Annotated in this window: 16 protein-coding genes; 13 read left to right on the forward strand and 3 right to left on the reverse strand. The window is 43.8% G+C overall.

Annotated elements, in window-relative coordinates:
- Position 1 precedes the first annotated feature (1 nt).
- Both edd and ACVBJC_RS16060 read left to right on the forward strand, forming a co-directional pair.
- Positions 2 to 1828: a phosphogluconate dehydratase gene (gene edd, locus ACVBJC_RS16055; RefSeq protein ID WP_447161942.1), complete on the forward strand. Its 1827-nt coding sequence runs from the start codon at positions 2 to 4 to the stop codon at positions 1826 to 1828.
- Between the two features lie 21 nt (positions 1829 to 1849).
- Positions 1850 to 2497 carry a bifunctional 4-hydroxy-2-oxoglutarate aldolase/2-dehydro-3-deoxy-phosphogluconate aldolase gene (locus ACVBJC_RS16060; RefSeq protein WP_447161941.1) on the forward strand — a complete coding sequence of 216 codons (648 nt, stop codon included), beginning with the start codon at positions 1850 to 1852 and terminating at the stop codon, positions 2495 to 2497.
- Between the two features lie 79 nt (positions 2498 to 2576).
- Here the strand turns inward: ACVBJC_RS16060 and eco are convergent, their stop codons facing one another.
- On the reverse strand, positions 2577 to 3170 hold the full coding sequence (gene eco, locus ACVBJC_RS16065; RefSeq protein ID WP_447161940.1) for a serine protease inhibitor ecotin: 594 nt from the start codon (positions 3168 to 3170) through the stop codon (positions 2577 to 2579).
- Positions 3171 to 4011: 841 nt separating this feature from the next.
- Between eco and dmeF the strand changes: the two genes are divergently transcribed.
- The 4 genes from dmeF (at position 4012) to ACVBJC_RS16085 (ending at position 8847) form a co-directional block, all read left to right on the forward strand.
- Positions 4012 to 5046, forward strand: a complete 1035-nt coding sequence (gene dmeF, locus ACVBJC_RS16070; RefSeq protein ID WP_447161939.1) for a CDF family Co(II)/Ni(II) efflux transporter DmeF — start codon at positions 4012 to 4014, stop codon at positions 5044 to 5046.
- A gap of 26 nt (positions 5047 to 5072) precedes the next feature.
- Positions 5073 to 5492, forward strand: a complete 420-nt coding sequence (locus ACVBJC_RS16075) for a MarR family winged helix-turn-helix transcriptional regulator (protein ID WP_447161938.1) — start codon at positions 5073 to 5075, stop codon at positions 5490 to 5492.
- Positions 5493 to 6082: 590 nt separating this feature from the next.
- Positions 6083 to 7702 (forward strand): phosphoethanolamine transferase, encoded by a 1620-nt coding sequence (locus ACVBJC_RS16080; RefSeq protein ID WP_447161937.1) that lies wholly within the window; start codon positions 6083 to 6085, stop codon positions 7700 to 7702.
- Positions 7703 to 7794: 92 nt separating this feature from the next.
- Positions 7795 to 8847, forward strand: coding sequence for a GGDEF domain-containing protein (locus ACVBJC_RS16085; RefSeq protein ID WP_447161936.1), 1053 nt, complete (start codon positions 7795 to 7797; stop codon positions 8845 to 8847).
- A 175-nt stretch (positions 8848 to 9022) separates the two neighbouring features.
- Here the strand turns inward: ACVBJC_RS16085 and ACVBJC_RS16090 are convergent, their stop codons facing one another.
- The gene (locus ACVBJC_RS16090) at positions 9023 to 11725 is read right to left on the reverse strand and encodes a bifunctional acetate--CoA ligase family protein/GNAT family N-acetyltransferase (protein ID WP_447161935.1); all 2703 of its coding nucleotides are present in this window, start codon (positions 11723 to 11725) and stop codon (positions 9023 to 9025) included.
- 381 nt (positions 11726 to 12106) lie between these two features.
- Between ACVBJC_RS16090 and ACVBJC_RS16095 the strand changes: the two genes are divergently transcribed.
- The 4 genes from ACVBJC_RS16095 to ACVBJC_RS16110 all read left to right on the forward strand — a co-directional run bounded on the left by ACVBJC_RS16095 (position 12107) and on the right by ACVBJC_RS16110 (position 18766).
- Positions 12107 to 12997 carry a LysR family transcriptional regulator gene (locus tag ACVBJC_RS16095; protein WP_447161934.1) on the forward strand — a complete coding sequence of 297 codons (891 nt, stop codon included), beginning with the start codon at positions 12107 to 12109 and terminating at the stop codon, positions 12995 to 12997.
- 90 nt (positions 12998 to 13087) lie between these two features.
- Positions 13088 to 14191: an efflux RND transporter periplasmic adaptor subunit gene (locus ACVBJC_RS16100; protein WP_447161933.1), complete on the forward strand. Its 1104-nt coding sequence runs from the start codon at positions 13088 to 13090 to the stop codon at positions 14189 to 14191.
- An 8-nt stretch (positions 14192 to 14199) separates the two neighbouring features.
- The gene (locus ACVBJC_RS16105; RefSeq protein ID WP_447161932.1) at positions 14200 to 17274 is read left to right on the forward strand and encodes an efflux RND transporter permease subunit; all 3075 of its coding nucleotides are present in this window, start codon (positions 14200 to 14202) and stop codon (positions 17272 to 17274) included.
- A gap of 1 nt (position 17275) precedes the next feature.
- The gene (locus tag ACVBJC_RS16110) at positions 17276 to 18766 is read left to right on the forward strand and encodes an efflux transporter outer membrane subunit (protein ID WP_447161931.1); all 1491 of its coding nucleotides are present in this window, start codon (positions 17276 to 17278) and stop codon (positions 18764 to 18766) included.
- 112 nt (positions 18767 to 18878) lie between these two features.
- Here ACVBJC_RS16110 and yegS read toward each other — a convergent pair whose 3' ends face one another.
- A complete protein-coding gene (yegS, locus tag ACVBJC_RS16115; RefSeq protein WP_447161930.1) occupies positions 18879 to 19823 on the reverse strand; it encodes a lipid kinase YegS in 945 nt (314 codons plus the stop codon).
- A gap of 331 nt (positions 19824 to 20154) precedes the next feature.
- Between yegS and ACVBJC_RS16120 the strand changes: the two genes are divergently transcribed.
- The 3 genes from ACVBJC_RS16120 (at position 20155) to prpC (ending at position 23154) form a co-directional block, all read left to right on the forward strand.
- On the forward strand, positions 20155 to 20829 hold the full coding sequence (locus tag ACVBJC_RS16120) for a GntR family transcriptional regulator (protein ID WP_447161929.1): 675 nt from the start codon (positions 20155 to 20157) through the stop codon (positions 20827 to 20829).
- 113 nt (positions 20830 to 20942) lie between these two features.
- A complete protein-coding gene (gene prpB / locus ACVBJC_RS16125; RefSeq protein ID WP_447161928.1) occupies positions 20943 to 21821 on the forward strand; it encodes a methylisocitrate lyase in 879 nt (292 codons plus the stop codon).
- A 163-nt stretch (positions 21822 to 21984) separates the two neighbouring features.
- Positions 21985 to 23154, forward strand: coding sequence for a bifunctional 2-methylcitrate synthase/citrate synthase (gene prpC / locus ACVBJC_RS16130; protein ID WP_447161927.1), 1170 nt, complete (start codon positions 21985 to 21987; stop codon positions 23152 to 23154).
- Positions 23155 to 23453: the final 299 nt, after the last annotated feature.

The raw sequence follows: 23453 nt of genomic DNA on the forward strand, positions 1-23453 counted from the left end.
TATGCACAGCGTTGTACAATCTGTTACAGACAGAATTATTGAACGAAGCAAAGATTCTCGCGCTAAATACCTAGCGGCGCTCGATGATGCTAAAAATAAAGGTGTCCACCGCAGTGCGTTAAGTTGTGGTAACTTGGCGCACGGTTTTGCTGCATGTAACCCTGCCGATAAGTCAGCTATCAAGCAATTGAACAAGGCTAATATCGGTATCATCACTTCTTACAACGACATGTTGTCAGCGCACCAACCTTATGCTGCGTATCCTGACTTGTTGAAACAAGCATGTAATGAAGTGGGCAGTGTTGCTCAAGTCGCTGGCGGCGTGCCTGCTATGTGTGACGGCGTTACACAGGGCCAACCGGGTATGGAACTGAGTTTGCTAAGCCGTGAAGTGATTGCCATGGGCACCGCTGTGGGCTTATCTCACAATATGTTCGATGGAGCATTGTTGCTGGGTATTTGTGACAAGATTGTGCCAGGTCTATTAATTGGCGCACTGAGCTTTGGTCATTTGCCAATGCTATTTGTGCCAGCAGGCCCAATGAAGTCAGGGATCCCAAACAAAGAAAAAGCGCGTATTCGTCAGCAATACACCCAAGGTGAAGTCGACAGAGCTGCACTTTTAGATGCAGAATCTAAGTCATACCATAGCGCAGGTACCTGTACTTTCTATGGTACTGCTAATAGTAACCAATTAATGCTTGAGGTTATGGGGCTGCAGCTACCAGGTTCATCTTTCGTTAATCCAGATGATCCACTACGCGAAGTCTTAAGCAAAACGGCTGCTAAGCAGGTATGTCGTTTAACCGAAATGGGGACCCAGTACACGCCTATCGGTAAAGTGGTTTCTGAGAAATCAGTCGTTAACGGTATTGTGGCGTTATTAGCTACGGGTGGCTCAACTAACCTTACCATGCATATCGTTGCTGCAGCGCGCGCAGCTGGCATCATCGTAAACTGGGATGATTTCTCAGAGCTTTCAGATGCCGTTCCACTTCTTGCACGTGTTTACCCCAATGGTCACGCTGACATCAACCATTTCCACGCAGCGGGTGGTATGGCGTTCTTGATTAAAGAACTGTTAGAGGGCGGTTTGCTACATGAAGATGTCGATACTGTGGCAGGCTTTGGTCTTAAGCGTTACACCCAAGAGCCGCAGGTTCGTGATGGCGAGTTAACTTGGGTCGATGGCCAACAAACAAGCTTAGATGATGAAGTGCTAACGAGCCTAGATAAGCCTTTTCAAAATAATGGTGGCCTTAAACTGCTTAAAGGTAACCTTGGCCGCGCGGTGATTAAAGTCTCTGCAGTACAAGAACAACACCGAATTGTTGAAGCGCCAGCTGTCGTTATTGACGATCAAAACAAACTTGAAGCCATCTTTAAAGCCGGCAACTTAGATAAAGATTGCGTAGTTGTCGTTAAAGGCCAGGGTCCTAAAGCGATTGGTATGCCTGAACTGCATAAGCTCACGCCAATCTTAGGAACGCTTCAAGATCGAGGGTTTAAAGTTGCGTTGTTAACTGACGGTCGTATGTCAGGCGCATCAGGTAAAGTACCTGCAGCTATCCACTTAACGCCAGAAGCGTTAGACGGTGGTTTAATTGCTAAGATCCATAACGGTGATTTAGTTCGAGTAAACGCCACAACGGGAGAGCTAACCCTACTCGTTGATGAGGCTGAACTTAACGCCAGAACGGCTGAAAAAGTTGACCTTCATAAGAGCAGCTACGGTATGGGACGAGAGTTATTCGGTGCCCTTCGTTCAAATTTAAGTAGCCCCGAAACTGGTGCTCGTTGCACGAGTGCAATTGATGAAAACTATTAATGTTTAAGGAAGAGTAACGCAATGCTTGAGAATAACTGGTCAATACAGCCACAAGATATTTTTAAACGCAGCCCTATTGTTCCTGTCATGGTGATCAATAAGATTGAACATGCCGTACCGTTAGCGAAGGCGCTTGTTGCCGGTGGTATTTCTGTGCTTGAAGTCACTCTACGCACTGACTGTGCGTTAGAAGCGATCACTAAAATTGCACAAGAAGTTCCAGAAGCATTAGTGGGTGCTGGTACTATTCTAAATAAGGCGCAGCTTGAGCAAGCGGTTAATGCAGGCGCACAGTTTGTGATTACACCAGGTGCGACAACTGAACTGTTAGAAGCTGCAATGGAAGGGACAACACCATTGATCCCTGGGGTTGCTAGTATCTCTGAAGTGATGAAAGGCATGGCACTGGGTTATACAAACTTTAAGTTTTTCCCAGCTGAAGCTTCTGGCGGTGTGAATGCACTTAAAGCCTTTTCAGGCCCATTAGCCGACATTCGTTTCTGCCCAACGGGTGGCATTACGCCAAGTAGTTATAAAGACTATTTAGCACTTAAAAATGTCGATTGTATCGGTGGCAGCTGGATTGCGCCAACGGATGCGATGGAGCAAGGCGACTGGGAGCGGATCACCGCTTTATGTAAAGAAGCCATTGGTGCATTAAAAGCGTAATTGGTTCTGAAATATTAAAAAAGCTACCAAATTGGTAGCTTTTTTGTTTTCAGCGTTGGAATAAGCCTTAAAACAGAAATTACTTGGTATTACCTGAGTAGTTAAACTGAGACTCTACCTTCCAAACACGGTAACGTACCTGGGTATTTTCTGGTAGATAAAATACTTTCGGTAAACGGCTATCGTATTTAACCATTAAGTCAGCATTGATCTTTAAGAACTTCTCGGTTTTTGCTTGCTCAAAGCAGGCCATCATAGTGCTTGGGCCTTCAGAGATCTTATCAACTTGATAGTAGCTATATCCCCACCCTTTCACTGTATGCTGTTTCAATTCACCCACTAAACGATGTTGATTACAATCAACCATTTGGGTTTGGCCAATTTCAATCTCCACCCTGTAGTCAGCTTCATTATCTAGCTTTGGTAATGTCAAAATATGCTGCTCTTGGCCAGTTGCTGGCTTAGGATACATTTTAGTTTCACTGGTAGCCCCTGTGTCAGGATTGCTGTAATCACTGGCGCTATAAATCTGTGCACTGATCATATTTTGATTGACTCCAGATGGATGAGTTGGGCTGGTTGCACTGGCATTAAATGAAAAAGTAGCAAAAACTAAAGATGAGGCTAAAAGAGTACGGCCAAAGCGTTGGTTTAAGGTAGTCAGTAAGGTCATACATTCTCCAAAAGAATAGGTGTTGTGTGTCTAATACATCTATAAACGGGCTGGTTTATAAAAAGGGTTAAAAAATAATATTTTTATTAAATGACAATAAAACCATTCTCAACGGTGTGAACAAAACTTGAATTCAACCCCATAGCGGGATGGAATATTACTTTTTATAGCCAGCTTGAAACGAGATAGGTTAATGGATTACAAATGTGTTGATAATTTATCGGCCAGAGCTTTTGTTGTTAGTCGAGCAAGTTCCATAAAGGCGAGGCTTGAGGGAAGAGTCTGAAGCTGATCACATGCTGGCTTTTTTTATTGTATTTTGGGATCTAAAGGCGTAAGTTTAGTTTGAGTGTCAAAATAGTCGATTGCCGAACTAGTTGATTATCGAGCTAATTGATTGTCGAACTAGTTGGTTGCCGAACTAGTTGAAGGTCAAGGTAGATGGTTGTCAAAATACTTATCAATCAAATTAATTGGCGATCAAAATAATCGGCAGACAAAGTGGGTGAAGGTCTAAATACTTCGAAGACTTATAGTTAGTAGTTAGTAGTTAGTAGTTAGTAGTTAGTAGTTAGTAGTTAGTAGTTAGTAGGTCATGTGATATGGCCCTAAGACTATTATGTGCTGATGAGGTACAGCGGTCAGTCTAAACGGGTGCGTAAGCATAATGACTATGCATGATGTCTATTTATACTGTCTGTGCATGAGGACTTATCATGATAGCTATGCATGTTTATACATAATTGAAGCCGGTAGGGCAGCAAAATACACATTTAAACAAAAGTATAAGCTCAGCGAACAAGCTTGAGGTCGTCAACAAAGTAAAAGGTAGAGGGTTGTTATGGGAAACGTTAAGCAGACAGTCATTAATTGTCCTCATAAGCAGGGTTTTTCTACCCACAATAGTGCAGGGGAGCGCAATACTGCCTATGTTCTAGTGCTAACGATAGTGACAATGTTAGCTGAGATTATTGCCGGCACCCTATACGGCTCTATGGCCTTGCTTGCTGATGGTTGGCATATGGGGACGCATGCTGCAGCGTTCATGATCACCTTATTTGCTTATCGATATGCCCGCAAACATGCTAATTCAGCAGAGTTTTCATACGGGACAGGTAAGGTGAGCGTACTGGGCGGCTACACCAGTGCAATAGCGCTAGGTCTCGTGGCGCTTGTTATGCTGGTTGAGTCTGGTGTGCGACTATTTAACCCTCATGAAATATTTTTTAACCAAGCCATTTTAGTTGCAGTGATCGGACTAATAGTGAATATCGTAAGTGTGTTTTTATTAAAAGACCATCACGGCCATGCTCACAGCCACAGCCATGCTCACAGCCACAGCCATGCTCACGGTCTTGCTCACAGTCATCATCATGACACTAGCGATGACGCAGGTGATCAGCATGAACACACTCATGATAAAAGTGAAGTGAAGCATAACCCAAGTCATGACCATAATTTACGAGCAGCATATTTTCATGTACTTGCTGATGCGTTAACGTCACTACTTGCGATTGTTGCCTTGTTAATGGGTAAGTACTTTGGATTGAATTGGCTCGACCCATTAATGGGGATTGTTGGCGCCATCATCATTAGCCGTTGGGCTTGGGGGTTATTAAAGCAAACTGGTCCCATTTTGTTGGACGCGAGTATTGAACAGACGTATATCGAACAGATAAAACACACCCTTGAGCAAGAGCAGGCTCAGGTTGTCGATTTGCATATTTGGAAAATCAGCGCCGACCATTATGCAGCGAGTATGGTCATACATTGTGACTGCAATAACAACGTCGGTTATTTTAGGCAAAAGCTGTCAGATTTCGAGCGTTTATCCCATATCACTATTGAAGTTAATCCGCTGACTCAGGCACAATAAGCGCCTAATTATTAGGAACTAATTATATGAATAACCAAGATGATAATTTAAATCATGCCATGATCGAATTTTACGAGAAGTTATCATCTTGGGAAATGGCTGTAGTCAAAGATAAAGGCTTTAGTTTACCTCAAGTTCACACGGTTGAAATTTTGGGCTTAAATGGTCCAATGCGAATGAAAGAACTCGCACAAAAGATTGGTATTACCACTGGGACATTAACTGTTCAAATCGATAAAATGGTTGATGCTGGCCTAGTTATTCGAGTCCCACATGCAAATGACCGACGCTCAATATTAGTTGAGCTGACTGAAAGTGGACGCGAAATGTTCGAAGAGCACGATAAACTTCACATACAGCTTACTCAAGACTTAACGGCTAAGTTTGATGCTACCGAGCGCGCTCAGTTATTACATTTTTTAGAAAGAATTAACCGAGAATTCTAGACAATAAGTTTAGCTGTATTAGTGGCTATACAAATATGACTCGCGAGCGGGTCATAATCAATTACACCTTCGCGCGTTACCACATGCTAATTATCTTTTACTATACCCAAACGACTTGAACATGCTCATTTCAGAGGCCTTGCGCGAGTTCAATTCTAGGCGTATTAGCGTAGGAATGGTAACTCCCTTTTAATCTAGTGCAACAACGAAGTGGGCTTGCGCAAAGCCTTCTTCGATGGGTTTTAATGCACTTTCTGCTGCGTTATTGATCTTGCTAAGGCAACAACCATTAACTGCAATCAACGCCTTGCTTAAAGCGCATTAAATTCCCACTGAACCCTGCATCTTCAGGTGGCTTGGGTATAAATAAGCTTGATCCCCAGTCGAACTTACCCAATCAAAACCTGTCTACTAGTCATTAGTTTCTTTTGCTGTTACAAATGATACGTTTTTTGCGAAAATGTATCATATATTTGTCTTGTACGCTTTGAGTGATATGCCTCAGCTGCTAGTATAGAGGATATCTGTCGACAACAGGCTCCAGGCAAGGAAAGCCCTCAGCATTCAAAAAATTTAAGTGAGTAAACTAGGTGCTAGCACGTCTTAAAAATTTAAATAGTATTCAATTCACTGCCATACTTTCGATTTACTACGTATGCGTGTTCAATATTCCTCTTTTTCAAATTATTAAACAGGGCGTAGACAAACAAGCAGATGCTAATATGGCATTTATTGCCAGTATGCCTTTATTTCTGTTTTTTGCTCTATCATTTTTATTTAGCATCTTTAGCGTAAAGTATCTGGCTAAGCCGTTTTTTATTATTCTGACTTTAATGTCATCGAGTGTATTTTTTGCAGCATTTCAATACGGCGTGGTGTTTGACTATGGCATGATTGAAAATACATTTCAGACTAACCAATCTGAAGCCGCTACCTACCTTAATTGGGCATCGGTCGTTAATTTTGTCGTAACAGGCGTGATCCCTTCACTGTTTATCTATAAAGCCAATATTCAGTACAAGCCTATAACGAAAGAACTGTTGCATAAGGTGATATTTATGTTGTCTATGCTGGCGGGCATAGTGGTCATTGCGATGTTTTATTATCAAAACTATGTCGCATTTGGACGTAATAACGACATTATGAAGCGTTATATCATTCCAACTTATTTTATTGGCTCAACAGTTAAATATATAAAAGTTAACTACCTACAAGAGCCGCTTGTGTACAAGCAGATAGGCTTAGATGCTAAAAACACCACAGATAAAACCAAGCCAAATTTAGTTGTTTTAGTAGTAGGGGAAACTGCCCGAGCAGCTAATTATTCTTATTATGGTTACGATAAGCCTACCAATGTACACACTCAAGATCAGGGCTTAGTCGTGTTTAAAGACACGCACTCATGCGGTACTGCCACCGCAGTATCTTTACCATGCATGTTTTCTAGAATGGATCGTGTTAATTATGATTCGCGCCGAGAAAAAGCCCAAGACAGTGTCATCGATGTGTTAAATCATGCGGGGGTCCAGCTCGAGTGGCTCGACAATGACAGCGGCTGTAAAGGTGTTTGCCAGAATATCGAACACGTCGTTATCGATCATGATAGCGACCCCAAACTATGTAATGGCGAGTATTGCTACGATCAAGTTTTACTAAATGCGCTGGGTAAGCGGCTTAAAACCATTAAAGATGAAGATACGTTATTAGTGTTACACATCATTGGTTCTCATGGGCCAACGTATTATCTACGTTATCCAGAGGAACACCGTCATTTTGTGCCAGATTGTCAACGTAGCGATATTCAAAACTGTAGTCACGAAGAGCTAGTCAACACTTATGACAATACTATTTTATATACCGACTTTATTCTTTCAGAAGTTGTTAATAAGCTAAAAGCATCAAGTGCAGAGTTTGACACCGCAATGCTCTATATATCAGATCATGGTGAGTCATTAGGAGAAAAAGGAATGTATCTTCACGGTACACCTTTCTCATTTGCGCCTGAAGAGCAAACCAAAGTACCTTTCCTGGGCTGGTTCTCAGCAGGTTTTTCAAAACAAAATCACTTAGACCTTGCTTGCTTAGCGCAGGAAGCTAGCAAGGGCGGTTTTTCTCACGATAATTTATTCGATAGCTTGCTTGGTTTGATGAATGTAAGCAGCGAGGTTTATCGGCCTAAAGCTGATATCTTTTCAAGTTGTAGAAAATAAAATCAAAATTATTGATAAAAGGGGATGGCAACATCCTCTTTTTTGTTTAAAGTATTGATAAGTAAAGTTATCAAGATGGAGTGACTTATACAATGGATATGGCGCAGCATATATCAGAAACAGAACTATCAGCTAAGATTTTACGTCATGCAGTGCCTAAGATGTCTGAACTCAAAGTTCCAGTCACTCCGGAAAATTACGCTGTTTGGTATGAATACTATAAAGGGATTAACCTTGACTTAAAGCGTGCGATTGACGGCTTATTAAGTACCAACGTCAGCTTTACTCCAGATGTAAGTCATAGTTTGTATAAAAAGTATATCTTAGTTAACTCGCCAGAAGTGATTGAAAACGTCCAATTAGAAACTCAAGTACTGATAAATAGTTTACTGGCCAAAATAGCCAACATGAGTAAGGGCACATCACAATTTTCTACTTCATTAACTGACTTTAATAATGCATTAAAACAAGATCCCGATCCTATCGTTATGCAAAAATTGGTCGATAGCTTCAGTAGTGAACTCGATGAGATCATTGCAGCTAACAGTGAAATGGACAAAAGTTTAACAAGCATAAGTGAAGAGGTCGTGGCCCTTAAAACGGAGATGGTCGAGCTTCGATCCGTGGCTATGACCGATGAGCTAACGTCGTTGAATAATCGCCGTGCATTCGATAAAGAAGTGATCAGTCATATTGATAGCTTCAATCATACTAATTTTGAAAGTAGCCTATTGGTGGTCGATATTGACTACTTCAAAAGGTTTAACGATGTACATGGTCATTTAATTGGTGACAAAGTTCTGGCTTACGTTGCTCAAGCATTAAAGAACAGCGTTAAAGGAGATGATTTCGTTGCACGTTATGGCGGCGAAGAGTTTGTTATCTTGTTATCAAATACAAGACTCGAAGACGCAAGTATCGTAGCCGAGAATTTAAGGCGAAAGATCGCCGAGCGTAATCTTACGATTGGTAAAGATAAAAAGTTACCCCTTGGCAATATTACCGTCTCGGTTGGCGTAGCATCATTAAAGGCTGAAGATGATAAAGACAGTTACTTTATACGGGCTGATGAAGCCTTATACCGGGCTAAATCAGCGGGTCGAAACTGTGTCATTGCTGAAAGAGTTGTAGAAACTCCAATTTAGTTTGAACATGATTTAGTTTGAACATGATTGAGTTTGAAAAAGATTGAGTTTGAAAAAGATTGAGTACATGGTTTGAGATTTGACCAGCTTAAAGCTTGAAAGCTAAAAATGAAAAAGGCCGTTAAGATGAAATCTTAACGGCCTTTTTGTGATTGGCTCAGTTATACCAATTGTATTAATTGGGGGGGGATTTTAAATCCATATGCATGTTAATCAAGCGGTCTTCCATATCAAAAGTGACAGTAAAGCCAAGACGTTTAGCTAAGCTGGCCATATTTCTATTCTCAAACATGGTAAAGCCAGTCAGCACAAGGGTGTCGTTATCTTTGTAATACTTGATCAGTTTTTCAAGTAGCAGTTTTCCTAGGCCTTGTCCCTGGTAGTTACTGCGCACCGCCATGGCAAACTCAGCTTCGGTATTGTCAGGATCGATAGAGGCTCTTATCGCGCCTAAGGTCGTTTCTTCGCCCGCAGCATCTATCGAGGTGGCTATAAAGGCCATCTCGCGGGCGTAATCAATCTGGGTTAATACAGCCATCTCTTCATGGGTCATTTTAGAGCGCACACCAAAATAACGCTTATAGCGATCTTCATCTGACAGGGAGTTATCAAAAGCGAGATGTTTGGGTTCATCCTCCGGTAAAATCGGTCTTAACATCACTTTGCTGCCATTTTTAAGGGTGGCTATCTGCTCAAGTTCTTTTGGATAAGGTGAAATAGCCAGTCTAGAGGCGTTATCTATGGGTTCTTGTTGCAGCCCAATATTCACATCTAATAAGGTGATTTGTTCTCCAGCGCACAATACAGGGTTCAGATCTAGGGTAGCGATTTCGGGGCAATCTATGATGAGGTGAGAGATTTGCGTTAGCATAATACACAGTGCGTGCATATTTAAGCCCAGTGGCAAATGTCGATCACGAAGCTTTTGTGTTTTTAGCGCCTGGATCACCATATAGCGAGCCAATGTCATATTCAGTGGTGGCAGGGCAACGACCGCATCTTTAGTGGGTGCCCATTCAGAGCCACCTTCGCCAAGTAAAATTGCAGGCCCAAACACTGGATCATTGGCAACTGCGACGCGGATCTCTTGAGCCCCAGCAGTAAGAGCCATCTTCTGCACGATTAACCCCTCGATTTTCGCCTCAGGATTGAGTGAGATCACGCGCTCTATCATGGCCTTTGCTGCCAGTTCAACCTCAAGATCAGAGGTTAAGTTCAGCATCACGCCGTGCACGTCAGATTTATGGTGAATACTCGGTGATTGCACTTTTAGCGCGATGGGGTAACCCGCTTGGTTGGCAAATTCAACCGCCTGCTCAGGTGTGCTGGCAAACCAGGTGTCGATAGTCTTGAGCCCATAAGCATTTAAGATAGCGCTCGACTCATGGGTCTCTAGTATTGTCTTTCCTTGGTTTAACGCCTGTTGTAACCTGTCTCGCGCAAATGTTGCATCGGCTGGAATATTATTAGGGATAGATTGCGGAACTTCCTGCAACAACTTTTGATTGCGGCGATACTCCACCATGTGCATAAAAGCGCCCACGGCACCTTCTGGCGTCCGGTAAGTTGGGATCCGTGATTTTGAAAAGTGCTTACGGGCTTCATAAGCCGAGTCTTCGCCACTCCAATTGGTTAAAATATTGATCCGGTGACGATTCGGGTGTTCTGAAATTGTTTTAGCAATAGCTTCAGCTATCTCAACACTTTCCCCTAAAGCTGAAGGAGAATGAAGGACTAAAATGGCGTCGAGATCGTCACTATCCATTAAGATCTCAAGTGATTTAGCATAACGCACAGCGTCTGAGTCACCGCCAATATCAACTGGGTTTTGTCCAGACCAGCTCTTTGGTAAAAGTGTATTCAACCGCTGGCAGATCTCAGTAGATAAAGGAGGCAGTTTCCCGCCACCCAATATCAGTTCATCAAGGGCAAGTACAGCAGGGCCGCCGCCATTACTGATGATCCCAAGTCGCTCCCCTTGTAATGGTCTTGAGTGCGCTAAAGTTTCTACTGCGGCAAACAGTTCAATAAGATCATTCACTCGCAGCATACCGGCACGCCTAAAGGCTGCCTCATACACAGCATCATTGCCCGACAGGCCACCAGTATGCAGTTGTGCGGCACTAGTACCCTCTATGCTTCGGCCTGACTTAATCACGATTATTGGCTTATTACGCGATGCAGCGCGAGCGGCTGATAAGAAATGACGCTTTTCATTAACCGAATCGATATAGAGCAAGATTGCATCGGTTTTAGCGTCACGGCCTAAATAATCTAACAGTTCATCAAAGTTAATATCGTTGGCATCACCGAGGGAAATAAATGATGAAAAACCAATGCCTTTATTATTTGCCCAATCGAGCACTGTGGTACAGATAGCGGCAGATTGGGATACAAATGCGATTTTTCCGGGCAGGGCGGCAGTGTGAGCAAGGCTCGCGTTTAACCCTATGTTGGGCAATATCATGCCTAAACTGTTTGGGCCTAAGATCCGCATGCCGTATCGAACTGCAAATTGCTGCATCTGACTTAAGAGACTGACGCCATCCTCGTTAAACTCATCGGCCATACCCGATGCCATGACAATGGCGACTTTGCAACCAAACTGAGCCAAGGTCTCAATAACGCCAGGTACGCTTTTTGCAGCAGTGCAGATAATGGCTAAATCGGGTTTAAGTGGCAGTGATTGAATATTGGGATAAGCGAGCACGCCCATAACGGCTTCATATTTTGGTGTCACTGGCATGATAGGGCCGGAAAACCCACCGGAGAGCAGATTTTTCATCAATACATTACCGGCTCGCTTAGGTTTGTTTGACGCCCCAATAATGGCAACCGATGTAGGTTTGAAGAGTGTATGAAGAGTACGTTGGCTCATGAACTTATCCGATAAGTCAGTATGTTATGAGTGTACATGAGCCGTAAGGTTTTACCATAGTAGAATGGTCGAATTCATTCGCTACAAAGATTAATTTCCCCCTTGTCATTCCTGCCAGTTAATAACGCTAGCAAGTCACTACGCTCTTGTTCTTAGCGCTTGATTTTATGTGAACCATCATATTTTATTGCTGGTTGGTATTAACATCGTGGATCATACCAATGCTCAATATTATTGATGCCAATATCACCGCGACCAATTTTGTGGACTAGGCCACATGGGTAGACACAAAATTATGAGCTGAAGTGAAAAACCGCTACAGTTTTGCCGTATAGCTTGACTGGATTTTGCCATTTTATTGAAAATTGATGAGGTTATTCAATGCGTATAGAAGATCTAAAATTGTTCACTATTGTGGTTAAGCTAGGTAGCTTTACCGCAGCAGCCACCGCACTTGATCTGCCTCGTGCTAATGTCAGCCGCCGCATAGGTGATCTAGAAAAGTCTCTTAATGCGCAGCTTTTTTTCCGCACAACGCGTCAATTACGCTTGACCCAGCATGGCGAAACGTATTATCACGACCTGTTAGGTGTACTTGATGGCTTTGAACAAGCTAAGAATAAATTGCTCGATCTCGATGAAAAACCTGTAGGCAAGGTTAAAGTCGGATTTTTACCCGAGAGTGATGAAGCACTTCAGCCCGCATTGGCCAAATTTCAACTCCTGTACCCGGATATTGAGCTGGATCTGCGTTTTACAAATAACTACGTTAACGATATTTACAATCAAGGTTTAGACTTTGTATTGCATGCCGGAAAAATAAAAGATTCAGGGTTTATTGCCCGAAAAATCTTAAGTTTAGGGCGAGGCATGTATGCCAGCCCTGAATATATTGCCAAGCATGGCGCGCCGACGACGTTAGCACAATTGTCTGCTCATCAAACGATCTGTTATCGCTGGCCAGATGGGACATTAGATGATAACTGGGATTTAATCAGTGAGACGATTAAGGTTAATTGCCGTTTAAGCGCTAATCATATGGGATTAGTTCGTCGGGCGATAGTAGGCGGTCAAGGGATTGGTTTTATGCCTCCTTTGTTTGCTCTTGCTGCTATAGAAAGTCAAAACTTGGTTAGGATTTTGCCCGAGTATGAGTCAAAGAAAGAGGACGTATGGCTTATCTATCCAGACCGAAAAGGCATTAGTTTACCGACTCGATTATTGATTGATTTTTTATTACAAGAAATTCCTGAACGCGCATCTTTGTCATGATTTTCATGACAGTTTGGTGCGGTATCGCTAGATTATCTCAATAAGTTAAACACTTACACTTCCTCCCAATATCAGTATTGGGAGAAAGAGATGCAGATCTCAACTAAAACAATTAGCAAATTTGCTATCACACCATTGGCCTTATGCTTGCTCAGCGGATGCAGCCAAGCACCCGCTCAAACCACAACTATCACCAGTAAAATTGAACGTCCTGTTCAAATTATGCAGCTTAACGAGTCACAATTAAGCCAAGTCAAACAATTCTCAGGCGTACTAGAAGCGACTCAAACCGCGTATCTAGCATTTAAAGTTGCTGGCACTATTGAAGCCATTTTAGTTAACAGTGGCGATAGTGTGTTGCAAGGGCAATTACTCGCAACACTTGAGCCCCATGACTACCAAGTCAATGTGGCAGAACTCAACGCCCGCTTAGAAGAAGCAAAAGCGGCCCACCAACTTGCAAGCGCAGAGCTTAAGCGTGTTCAGCAAGCTATAGCAGATGACGCCATTTCTGCAGTGAACTTAGATAGAACGCAAAGTGGATATAAGCGCAGCTTAGCAATGGTCGAAGTGGTGAACCAGAATCTGCAAAAAGCGAAAGATGCCTTACGTTATACCGAGCTCAGAGCCCCCTTTGACGGAGTGATAGGCTCAAAGAGTCAGCAAGCTTTTGAACAAACAGCGCCTGGTAACCCATTATTTTCGTTACATCAGCTTGGTGCAATGAAGGCGGTGGTTGATGTTCCAGAGAATTTAATGGCAAAGCTCAATAACAGTACGCTTGCAGAGGTGCGTTGGCATGGTAGTGATAAGGTGATAAAGGCAAAAATTGGGGCAATAGACACATTAGCCGATCCCATAAAACAAACCTACAAAGTTGAATTTGTGCTTAATCACGCAACAACCGCACTGCCAGGCAAAGCGGTACAAGTTGATGTGGCCTTTAAGCATCAGCTTAATCGTTTTTGTGTTCCTTATGCCGCAATTGTGGCTGACGGCAAAAACAACAACCTCTATGTCATTAAATCGCACCGAGCCGTACTCATGCCTGTGAATATTACGTCATTACAAAGTCACAGCGCTTGTTTGACTGGAGAGCTAACAAGAGGTGACCAAATTATCACTGCTGGAGTGCACTATATTGCGCCCGATCAGCTTATATCTAACACCATCATCAAGCCATTTAGTTATTAGGAGTCATGATGAATTTAGCTGAATTTGCCATAAAACAGCGAGTGTTTGTGCTGTTCTTTAGTGTGTTATGCGTGATTGTTGGTTTGGTGTCTTACTTTGAGTTAGGCAAACTAGAAGATCCATCATTTACGGTAAAAAGCGCTGTAGTGGTTACCCTCTATCCGGGCGCGTCTGCCAAAGAGATTGAACTGCAGGTAACGGATAAAATCGAAACGAAACTGCAAGAGATGGGCTCGATGCGGAAATTGCGCTCGTTATCTCGTCCGGGCAGTTCAATGATTTTTATTGATCTTAAGGAATCAACGGACTCAAAAGATCTTCCCCAAGAGTGGGATCTTCTGCGACGTAAAATTGCTGATGTGAAACTCTCTCTACCAGCAACGGCACAAATAAGCATTGTTCAAGATGAATTTTCAGAAGTGTATGGCATGTTATTTAGCGTTTATGGCGACAAGACTCAACCTGAAGCGTTACGTCAGTACGCGAAAGAGCTACAACGACGCTTAAAAACCGTAGACGGTATTAAAAAGATTGAACTTCACGGCGTGCAAAATCAAGCGGTGTATATTGATTTACCCGAAGAGCGCTTAGCCCATTATGGTTTGTCATCCATTCAAGTGATTAACCAACTCTCAACTCAAAACTTAACGTTTGACAGTGGTAGTTTTGCCGCTAATGACGAGCGTATTCGTGTCGATCAAAGTAGTGCATTTAAATCTGTCGATGATATTAAAAACCTCATCATTAAAGGCGGTATCGGGCCGTACAGCACAGGTTTGTTACGCCTAGGAGATATTGCCGATGTCAGTTTAGGTTACCAAAGCCCTGTAACCACACTAAGCCGTTTTAATGGTAAAGAAGCGATTACATTAGCAGTCAGCCCCGTTGAAGGGATTAATGTGGTCAGTTTGGGAGAAAGCCTGACCCAAGTGATTGAAAATTACCAACAAGAGTTACCACTTGGTATTGAAATTGGCACCATCGCATTCCAACCCGATGAAGTGGCTAAATCGATACAAGACTTTGTGATTAATTTGCTAGAAAGCGTGGCGATTGTATTTGCCGTGCTACTGGTGTTTATGGGCTTTAAAAGCGCAACCATAGTGGGCAGTAGTTTACTGTTTACTATCTTATTAACGCTTATCTACATGTATCTCGCCGGAGTGGATTTGCAGCGGGTGTCTTTAGGCACCTTCATTTTGGCCTTAGGTATGCTGGTAGACAATGCAATTGTTATTACCGATCTATTTGTGGTGAAACTTAATCAGGGCGTTGAGCGCACCAAAGCCGCCATTCAGTCGGTAAAAGAAACATCAAAGCCGCTATTTGCTGCCACTGTGATTGCGATTATGGGGTCAAGCCCTGTGTTGTTCTCACAAACAGACGCTGGGGAGTTCGCAAGTTCGGTGTTCTTGATTATCTGTTCATCGTTACTTTTTTCATGGCTGGTGGCGGTAACACTCACGCCCTTGCTATGTTGGCTATGGATAACCCCGAGTCATAAACATAATCAATCAGCGCCAAAACCTAGCCGATACCAGCGTGCGGTGGCTTGGACTGTTCAGTATCCGGTTAAAGCCATATCAATGGTAATGCCGTTGTTACTTATCACCGCGATGGCCGTGCCGTATGTTGCTATCAATTTTATTCCAAGCTCTGACAGACCTATGATGTTTCTTGATTACTGGCTACCTAATGGCAGCAAGATAGAACAAACATCATCAGATATGAAAAAAATTGAAGGTTGGTTAATTCAACAACCAGAAGTTAGCAGCATCTCTAGTTATGTCGGTGCGAGCGCACCTCGATTCTCGGTAACGGTTGAGCCTGAGCCATATGATCCAAGCTATGGTCAAATTGTGATTAACGTCGAAGATTATGAGGCTATTGCAGAGCTCACTAAACGTGGCGATCTCTGGCTTGCTAAGCAGTTTCCTAATTCTGAACCAAGATTTAGGGCGTTAAAATTAGCCACTAAAGATAAGTTTAGTATTGAAGCAAGATTTACCGGTCCAGATCCTCAAGTGTTACATCAGCTATCGGATCAAGCGCAGCTGATTTTAGCCGACAATCCTAATATTAAATATGTGCGTGATGACTGGCGTCAGCTCAGTAAAGTGATTGAACCTGTCATTAATCAAGAACAAGCAAGGCGAGCAGGTATAAACCGTACGGATATATCGTTGGCAATTAAACGAGCTACCGACGGTATGACAATCGGTATTATCAATCAAGGCGATCAACTGATCCCAATTAGCTTTAGAAGTGCAGACAGTGACTTAAGTCATCTACAAACCTTGCAAGTACGTTCACTGTTAGGCGTTCACAGTGTACCACTGGGGCAGGTGGTTGATGAGTTTGAGCTTAAATTTGAAGAGAGCATGATTTGGCGTCGCAACCGGGTACCGACCATTACCGCCCAAGCGGATGTATTTGATATCACTCCAGCGCAGGCACGTAATCAAGTCAAAGCTCAAATTGAGGCGATTGAACTGCCTGCAGGCTATTCATTTGAATGGGGTGGTGAGTACTATGATGAAGATCGTGCAATCTCTGACACGTTAAACCAAATGCCTAAAGCATTGTTGATGATGGTGGTGATCATGGTGGCGATGTTCAACGGCTTTAAGCAGCCGGCCATTATTCTAATTACGCTTCCTTTAGCGGCAATTGGTGCAACTTGGACTTTACTATTACTTGATAAACCCTTTGGTTTTATGGCGCTTATTGGTGCTATTACTTTAGCAGGCATGATCATCAAAAATGGCATTGTGTTGATGGATCAAATTGAACTTGAGCGCGCTGCTCATAAACCTCTTAAAGAGGCGGTAAAAGCGGCGACGCTAAATCGTACTATGGCGATATCAATGGGAGCACTGACCACGGCGCTAGGCATGATCCCCCTCTTAAGTGACAGGTTGTTTGATCAAATGGCGGCAACCATTATTGGTGGCCTAGCTGCTGCAACTGTGCTGTCGTTGTTTATTATGCCGGCGTTTTACTGTTTGTTTTATCGCAACAGTGAACTTAACTGCCAACACGTTTCCACGCCATTAACTCAAGCTGTTTTGGAGCAAAAATAATATGAAACTTTTACCTCTTGCACCAATAGCGATTGCGTTAATGCTCTCAGGCTGCGCCGTTGGCCCAGACTATCAAGCACCAACTAGCCATTTAGACAGTGAATATTTAAACCAAGGTGTTCAAGGTATCATCACAGGTAAGCAGCAACGCAGTGAAAATAGTGCGTGGTGGCAGCAGTTTAATGATCCAATACTGAATCAACTGGTCATCGACGCACAAAACCAAGCTATACCGATTAAAATTGCCGCGCAGCGGGTCAAGATGGCGCAATCTTATCAACAAGCGATAGAGTCTTTTAACGTGCCAACCGTCAATTTAGGGGCTGGGTTTGGCAATGCGCAAATCAGTGAAAATGATCCATTGTTAGGCAGTGCCATTACCGCGACTCATCCCATGACGGGAGAATCCTTAGGTCTAGTTGATGACAATAACAGTGCCTTTTTTGCGGGAGCAACCATTGCCTGGGAGGTTGATCTATTTGGCCGGATCGACAGACAAGCCAATGCAGCCGCTATTCGTAAAGATCAGGTGGTGATTATGCGTGAGGGCTTAACCACATTGATAACATCAGATGTGATCCACAATTATTTGCAAATGCGAGGCGCACAGGAACGACAGCAAATAGCGTTGCAGACCATAGCAGATCAACAACATACTCTGGATCTGGTTAAGTTGATGGTTAAGAGCGGCTACGGCTCAAAGCTTGATGAAGCGCAGGCAAAGGCGATGTTAGCAGCCACGCAATCGGTGCTACCACAACTCGAGATAGCTGAGAACGTGCATAAGCAGCGTTTAGCCATTTTATTAGGGGAAACGCCCAAACAAGCACAGCAAAGGTTCGCTAAGGTTATGCCGTTGCCCAACTTTAAAGGGGTGATCCCAACAGGCTTGCCTGCTGAGCTGTTAAATCGTCGCCCTGATATTAAGATAGCAGAGCGCGAAATGGCAGCATTGAACGAAGAGCGCGCAGCATCGATTGCAGCTCAATACCCGAAAGTGTTTTTAACGGGCTCGCCAGGTGTGCTGGCAAAAGATTTTGATGATTTATTTAGCAGTGACTCCGTCGCCTGGCTTGGCGCTGTGGGGGTGAGTTGGAATGTATTTGATGGTGGCCGCGGCGACGCCATCGTAGACATGCAAAATGCACGTTTTGATGCCAGTGTATTAAGTTATCAGTACGCGGTAATCGCCGCATTTGGTGAGGTTGAAACGCTATTGCAAGGGTATGGTCACAGTCAACAATATGTGCAGTTAGTGATAGAGGCTGAACAAGAAACGACTAATGCGGTTAATAAAGCCAAGTCATTGTACAAAGCCGGCCTCAGTGATTACTTGTCTATTTTGGATGCTCAGCGGCAGCAAAATATGCTAAAAGATCGAGTCGTTGCCGCAAAACTGCAAACGGCGCACATGACCATTGGCCTGCATAAAGCGCTAGGGGGTAACTGGCAAGTGACAAATAAAACCTTGCTGACAGGCAGCCCTAATTAGCAAAAATCCGTAAATGGCTCGAGGTTTAAGCAATAAAAGCAGTGCTAGGCACTGCTTTATTGTTTTAATTCGTTCAGGCATTCAGGCATTCAGGCATTCAGGCATTCAGATGTTAGTCTTGAATCAAAACGGGGCAATTTTCAGGACAAACAAGCTTTATCGCTTTAGGTAAGACCTTTATGTGATGAAGCAAATAAGAAGTCGGCTCGCCGTCAAGGTTTACAGGCAAAGACTGTGTTGAGGTTAAGGTTATTTCAGTCACTTGCATTCGATTAACGTATTTGTCATCAACATGCTTCCCATCAACATCCTTGGCATTAACTAACGGTTGTTTTAGTTCATCGATAACTTGCTTAAGCGCAGATGTAGGAAAATGTTTAATTAACAACACATCTAACAGACCGTCATTGAGTAAGGCGTTAGGTGCTAGATTTTGTCCACCCCCCGCTAAGCGGCCGTTACAAATGGCGCCGAGTAACCCCTCACCATTGAGATCAACTTTGTCACCGTTTGCCAGTGTCGCAGAGACTTGTCCCTGATAAGGCGTAAAGTTAAGTGCTTGCACTAATCCAGAGAGAAAGTAGGCCTGGCCACCAAGTAGGTCTTTTAATTCAACAGGCGTATCAACTGTAACTTGCGCGCCAAAACCTGCTGATGCGACATTGATAAAGTGGCGTTCATTTGCTTTCGCCATATCAATTGCAACAGCATTGCCATTAACGGCAAGAGCTAATGCACTTTCTATCTCAGAGGGGATCAAACAGGCGCTTGCAAAATCATCAGCGGTGCCTAAAGGTAAAATCGCTAATTCTATAGCGGGATCGGCAGGGCTAAGTTGAACAATTGCTTCAGCGACTTCATTAACGGTTCCGTCTCCGCCCCCCGCAATTACGCGCGTAATACCTAGGTTACTGGCTTCTTTTACAAATCGCTTAACATCACCGCCTTCCCAGGTACAGCGCACTTCTACTTTGTGACCTTGAGCGCGAAGCGCTAAAACGGTTTCTCTGATCTGTGGTAATCCGGCTTTTTTGCCATTAAGGATTAACATTATCATTATTCGCTCCCTGTTTGCGGCTAATGCAGTGTGCTCAATTTGCTACCACTGTACAGCATGCCTAACAGGTTGTGCAGCATAAGTTTTATACGTTTGGTCAGTTTTTTGCCTACTAAGTCTAATGATAAAACGCCAACAGAGCCTGTGTAAAATCGACTTGTTTTTAAGGTGACTCTGTAACGATTTCTCGCCATATATTTAGCCAGTCATAGATAATTGGCTGTTAGGCTTTACTCTGACTTTGTCGACAATTTGTTGGTTTACTGTTGACTATTTATTGTTATCTGGCTAGATTGTCGACAATCCATTAAAAACTAATATTGTATTTTCGATGACATTTTTCAACGAACAGCCCGTTACCAGTGCAGACAAAACCTTCTTTCAGCTACGTAAAGCGATTGTAGAGGGCGAGATTGTGCAGGGCTCAAAGCTGAGTGAAACCGAGTTGTCGACAAAATACAGCGTCAGCCGCGCAGTGATCCGCGAAGCGATTAATCGTCTAGAGGCCAGTCATTTAGTTGAGCGCAGAGCCAATGTGGGCGCAAGGGTAGTGAGTTTAACTGCTGAGGGGTTACTTGAGCTTTATCAAGTGAGAGAGTCCCTTGAAGGGATGGCAGCAAGGTTAGCGGCATTAAACATGACCGATCAAGAGATTGATGATTTGCAATCTTTGCTCAATAGCCACTTTGAGAAAGTCCAATCAGCAGGCAGTTATTACCAAGAAGCGGGCGACGTCGATTTTCACTATCGCATCATATTAGGCAGTAAGAATAAACATTTAATCTCGATGCTTATTGATGGCATTTATCATTTAGTGCGCATGTATCGCGTGCAACTGGGTATGACAGGCCCACGTGTTACCACCGCCTTTGATGAACATAAACACATAGTGCAAGCCATCTGTAACCGAGACGCCGAGCTTGCCGAGATGCTGATGCGTCGGCATATTTTATATTCAAAATCGAGTATTGAAAACAAACTCGCTAATGATTTATCAAAACCATAAAAAAATCAACAATTGACAGTTAAAATATCATTATAAATTTTGCCGTGCTTGAGCTAAGCCCTAAGCCCAGTAAAGACCACAGCACAGCAAGCGATAAACAAAAGGAACAGCACATGAGCGCAGGAAAGAAGTTTCGTGAAGCACTAGCGGCAAATAAGCCCCTTCAAATCGTTGGTACCATCAATGCTTATTCGGCGATGATGGCTAAAAAGATTGGTCATCAGGCGATTTACTTGTCTGGCGGTGGCGTGGCCAACGCATCATACGGCTTACCCGATCTTGGCATGACATCACTAAACGACGTGATTGTTGATGTGCAGCGTATTACTTCTGCTTGTGACTTACCTTTGCTGGTGGATATCGACACCGGCTGGGGCGGCGCGTTCAATATTGCTAAAACCATTCGCGACATGGAAAAGGCCGGCGCAGCAGCAGTACACATGGAAGATCAAGTAGCACAAAAGCGTTGTGGCCACCGTCCAAATAAAGAGATTGTGTCGACCCAAGAGATGGTTGATCGCATAAAAGCGGCAGTCGATGCCCGTACTGATCCTGATTTTTTCATCATGGCCCGCACTGACTCATTTGCTCAAGAAGGGTTAGAGTCGGCGATTGCACGTGCTAAAGCTTATGTCGCGGCAGGTGCTGATGGCATTTTTGCCGAAGCGGTAAAAACCGAAGAGCACTACCGCGCGTTCGCCGATGCGCTAGATGTTCCAATTCTCGCCAATATCACCGAGTTTGGCCAAACCGAGTTATGGAACAAAGAGCAACTGGGCGAGTGGGGCGCATCTATGGTGCTGTATCCACTGAGCGCCTTTAGAGCAATGAACAAAGCGGCTGAGATGGTTTACAGCTCCATTTTAGAAAATGGCGATCAAAAGGCGGTTGTGGATTCAATGCAAACTCGAATGGATCTTTATGACTACCTGGGTTATCACGATTACGAGCAAAAACTAGATAGCCTGTTTGCAGAAGGTAAAAACCTGTAAACAAGAGAAAGTCGCGGTCAACATGCCGCGACGCGCATACCTTACAACTTGTGTTTGGGCACGTAGTTAAGTGTCACAGTCATAAGCAAAAAATTATAAAAAATGCGGGGCAAGACGTTAACGTTTTAGCCACCAGCAATACAAATTGAAAAGGAAGACAGTCATGGTTGATACAAAAACATCGGAAAAACAAGCGGTTGATAAACAGGCAGTAAATAAAAACCTAAGCGGAGCGGGCCTACGTGGTCAAAGCGCAGGTGAAACCTCACTTTGTACCGTGGGCAAGTCGGGTTCGGGCTTAACGTATTGTGGTTACGACATATCAGATCTCGCCGATAACGCAACATTTGAAGAAGTGGCTTACTTGTTGTTTAACGGCGAGCTTCCTAATCAAATACAGCTTGATCACTATAAAACGGAGCTATTTGCTCAGCGTGATCTTCCAAAGGCATTAAAAGAAGTGCTACAACGCATTCCTGCCGATGCTCACCCAATGGATGTAATGCGTACCGGCTGTTCATTCTTAGGTAATCTTGAGCCTGAAAATGACTTTAGCGAGCAAAACAAAGCAGCAAACCGTTTGCTGGCCGCGTTTCCAGCCATCATGTGCTACTGGTACAAGTTCTCTCATGAAGGCGTTGAAATTGACTGCGTAACCGATGAAGACTCAATCGGTGGACACTTTTTGCACCTGCTTAATGGCAAAGCGCCATCTGAGCAACATCGCAGCGTAATGGATGTATCACTCATTCTGTACGCAGAGCATGAGTTTAATGCTTCAACCTTTACGGCGCGGGTTTGTGCGTCAACCTTATCAGATATGTTCTCGTGTATTACTGGGGCAATCGGTACGCTCCGTGGCCCACTGCATGGCGGTGCTAATGAAGCGGCTATGGATATGATCCAAAAGTTTAGCTCGCCAGAAGATGCAAAAATCCAAATGGCTGGCATGCTTGAGCGCAAAGAAAAAATCATGGGATTTGGTCATGCGATTTACCGCACCTCAGATCCACGTAACGTGATCATTAAAGGCTGGTCAGAAAAGCTAGCTAACGAGTTTGGCGACACCTCACTTTACGATATCTCAGTCGCTTGTGAAGAGTTTATGTGGGACAGCAAGAAGCTGTTCTGTAACGCCGATTTCTTCCACGCATCGGCTTACCATTTTATGGGCATTCCAACTAAGTTATTTACGCCTATCTTTGTCTGCTCACGCCTTACTGGCTGGGCAGCGCACGTGATGGAGCAGCGCGCTAACAACCGTATTATCCGCCCAAGCGCAGACTATACCGGTAGCGAGCCACGTACGGTCACACCTATCAGTGAAAGATAGAAGCTAGAACTCAGGACCTAGGACTTAGAACTCAGGACTTAGAGCTCAGGACTTAGAGCTCAGGACCTAGAACTCAGGACTTAGAGCTCAGGACTTAGAACTCAGGACCTAGGACCTAGGACCTAAAAGCGAAGCGCCCTAGCACCTTATCTTAGCTTTTGACTGTATAGCAGGGCGCAGCCCGCTCTAGCCGCGAAGCGTCCTAGCAGTGAGCCTGCGAACGCTCTAGCACCTAGAACCTAGCACCTAGTACCTAGAAGCGAAGCGCCCTCGAACCTGTACGAATTAAATTGGAATGC

Source organism: Shewanella sp. 0m-6 (assembly GCF_052977325.1).

Excerpts from the sequence above, each read along its gene's own strand:
- edd (WP_447161942.1), top strand. The coding sequence starts at position 2 with ATGCACAGCGTTGTACAATCTGTTACAGACAGAATTATTGAACGAAGC.
- ACVBJC_RS16060 (WP_447161941.1), top strand. The coding sequence starts at position 1,850 with ATGCTTGAGAATAACTGGTCAATACAGCCACAAGATATTTTTAAACGC.
- eco (WP_447161940.1), bottom strand. The coding sequence starts at position 3,170 with ATGACCTTACTGACTACCTTAAACCAACGCTTTGGCCGTACTCTTTTA.
- dmeF (WP_447161939.1), top strand. The coding sequence starts at position 4,012 with ATGGGAAACGTTAAGCAGACAGTCATTAATTGTCCTCATAAGCAGGGT.
- ACVBJC_RS16075 (WP_447161938.1), top strand. The coding sequence starts at position 5,073 with ATGAATAACCAAGATGATAATTTAAATCATGCCATGATCGAATTTTAC.
- ACVBJC_RS16085 (WP_447161936.1), top strand. The coding sequence starts at position 7,795 with ATGGATATGGCGCAGCATATATCAGAAACAGAACTATCAGCTAAGATT.
- ACVBJC_RS16090 (WP_447161935.1), bottom strand. The coding sequence starts at position 11,725 with ATGAGCCAACGTACTCTTCATACACTCTTCAAACCTACATCGGTTGCC.
- ACVBJC_RS16095 (WP_447161934.1), top strand. The coding sequence starts at position 12,107 with ATGCGTATAGAAGATCTAAAATTGTTCACTATTGTGGTTAAGCTAGGT.
- ACVBJC_RS16100 (WP_447161933.1), top strand. The coding sequence starts at position 13,088 with ATGCAGATCTCAACTAAAACAATTAGCAAATTTGCTATCACACCATTG.
- ACVBJC_RS16105 (WP_447161932.1), top strand. The coding sequence starts at position 14,200 with ATGAATTTAGCTGAATTTGCCATAAAACAGCGAGTGTTTGTGCTGTTC.
- ACVBJC_RS16110 (WP_447161931.1), top strand. The coding sequence starts at position 17,276 with ATGAAACTTTTACCTCTTGCACCAATAGCGATTGCGTTAATGCTCTCA.
- yegS (WP_447161930.1), bottom strand. The coding sequence starts at position 19,823 with ATGATAATGTTAATCCTTAATGGCAAAAAAGCCGGATTACCACAGATC.
- ACVBJC_RS16120 (WP_447161929.1), top strand. The coding sequence starts at position 20,155 with ATGACATTTTTCAACGAACAGCCCGTTACCAGTGCAGACAAAACCTTC.
- prpB (WP_447161928.1), top strand. The coding sequence starts at position 20,943 with ATGAGCGCAGGAAAGAAGTTTCGTGAAGCACTAGCGGCAAATAAGCCC.
- prpC (WP_447161927.1), top strand. The coding sequence starts at position 21,985 with ATGGTTGATACAAAAACATCGGAAAAACAAGCGGTTGATAAACAGGCA.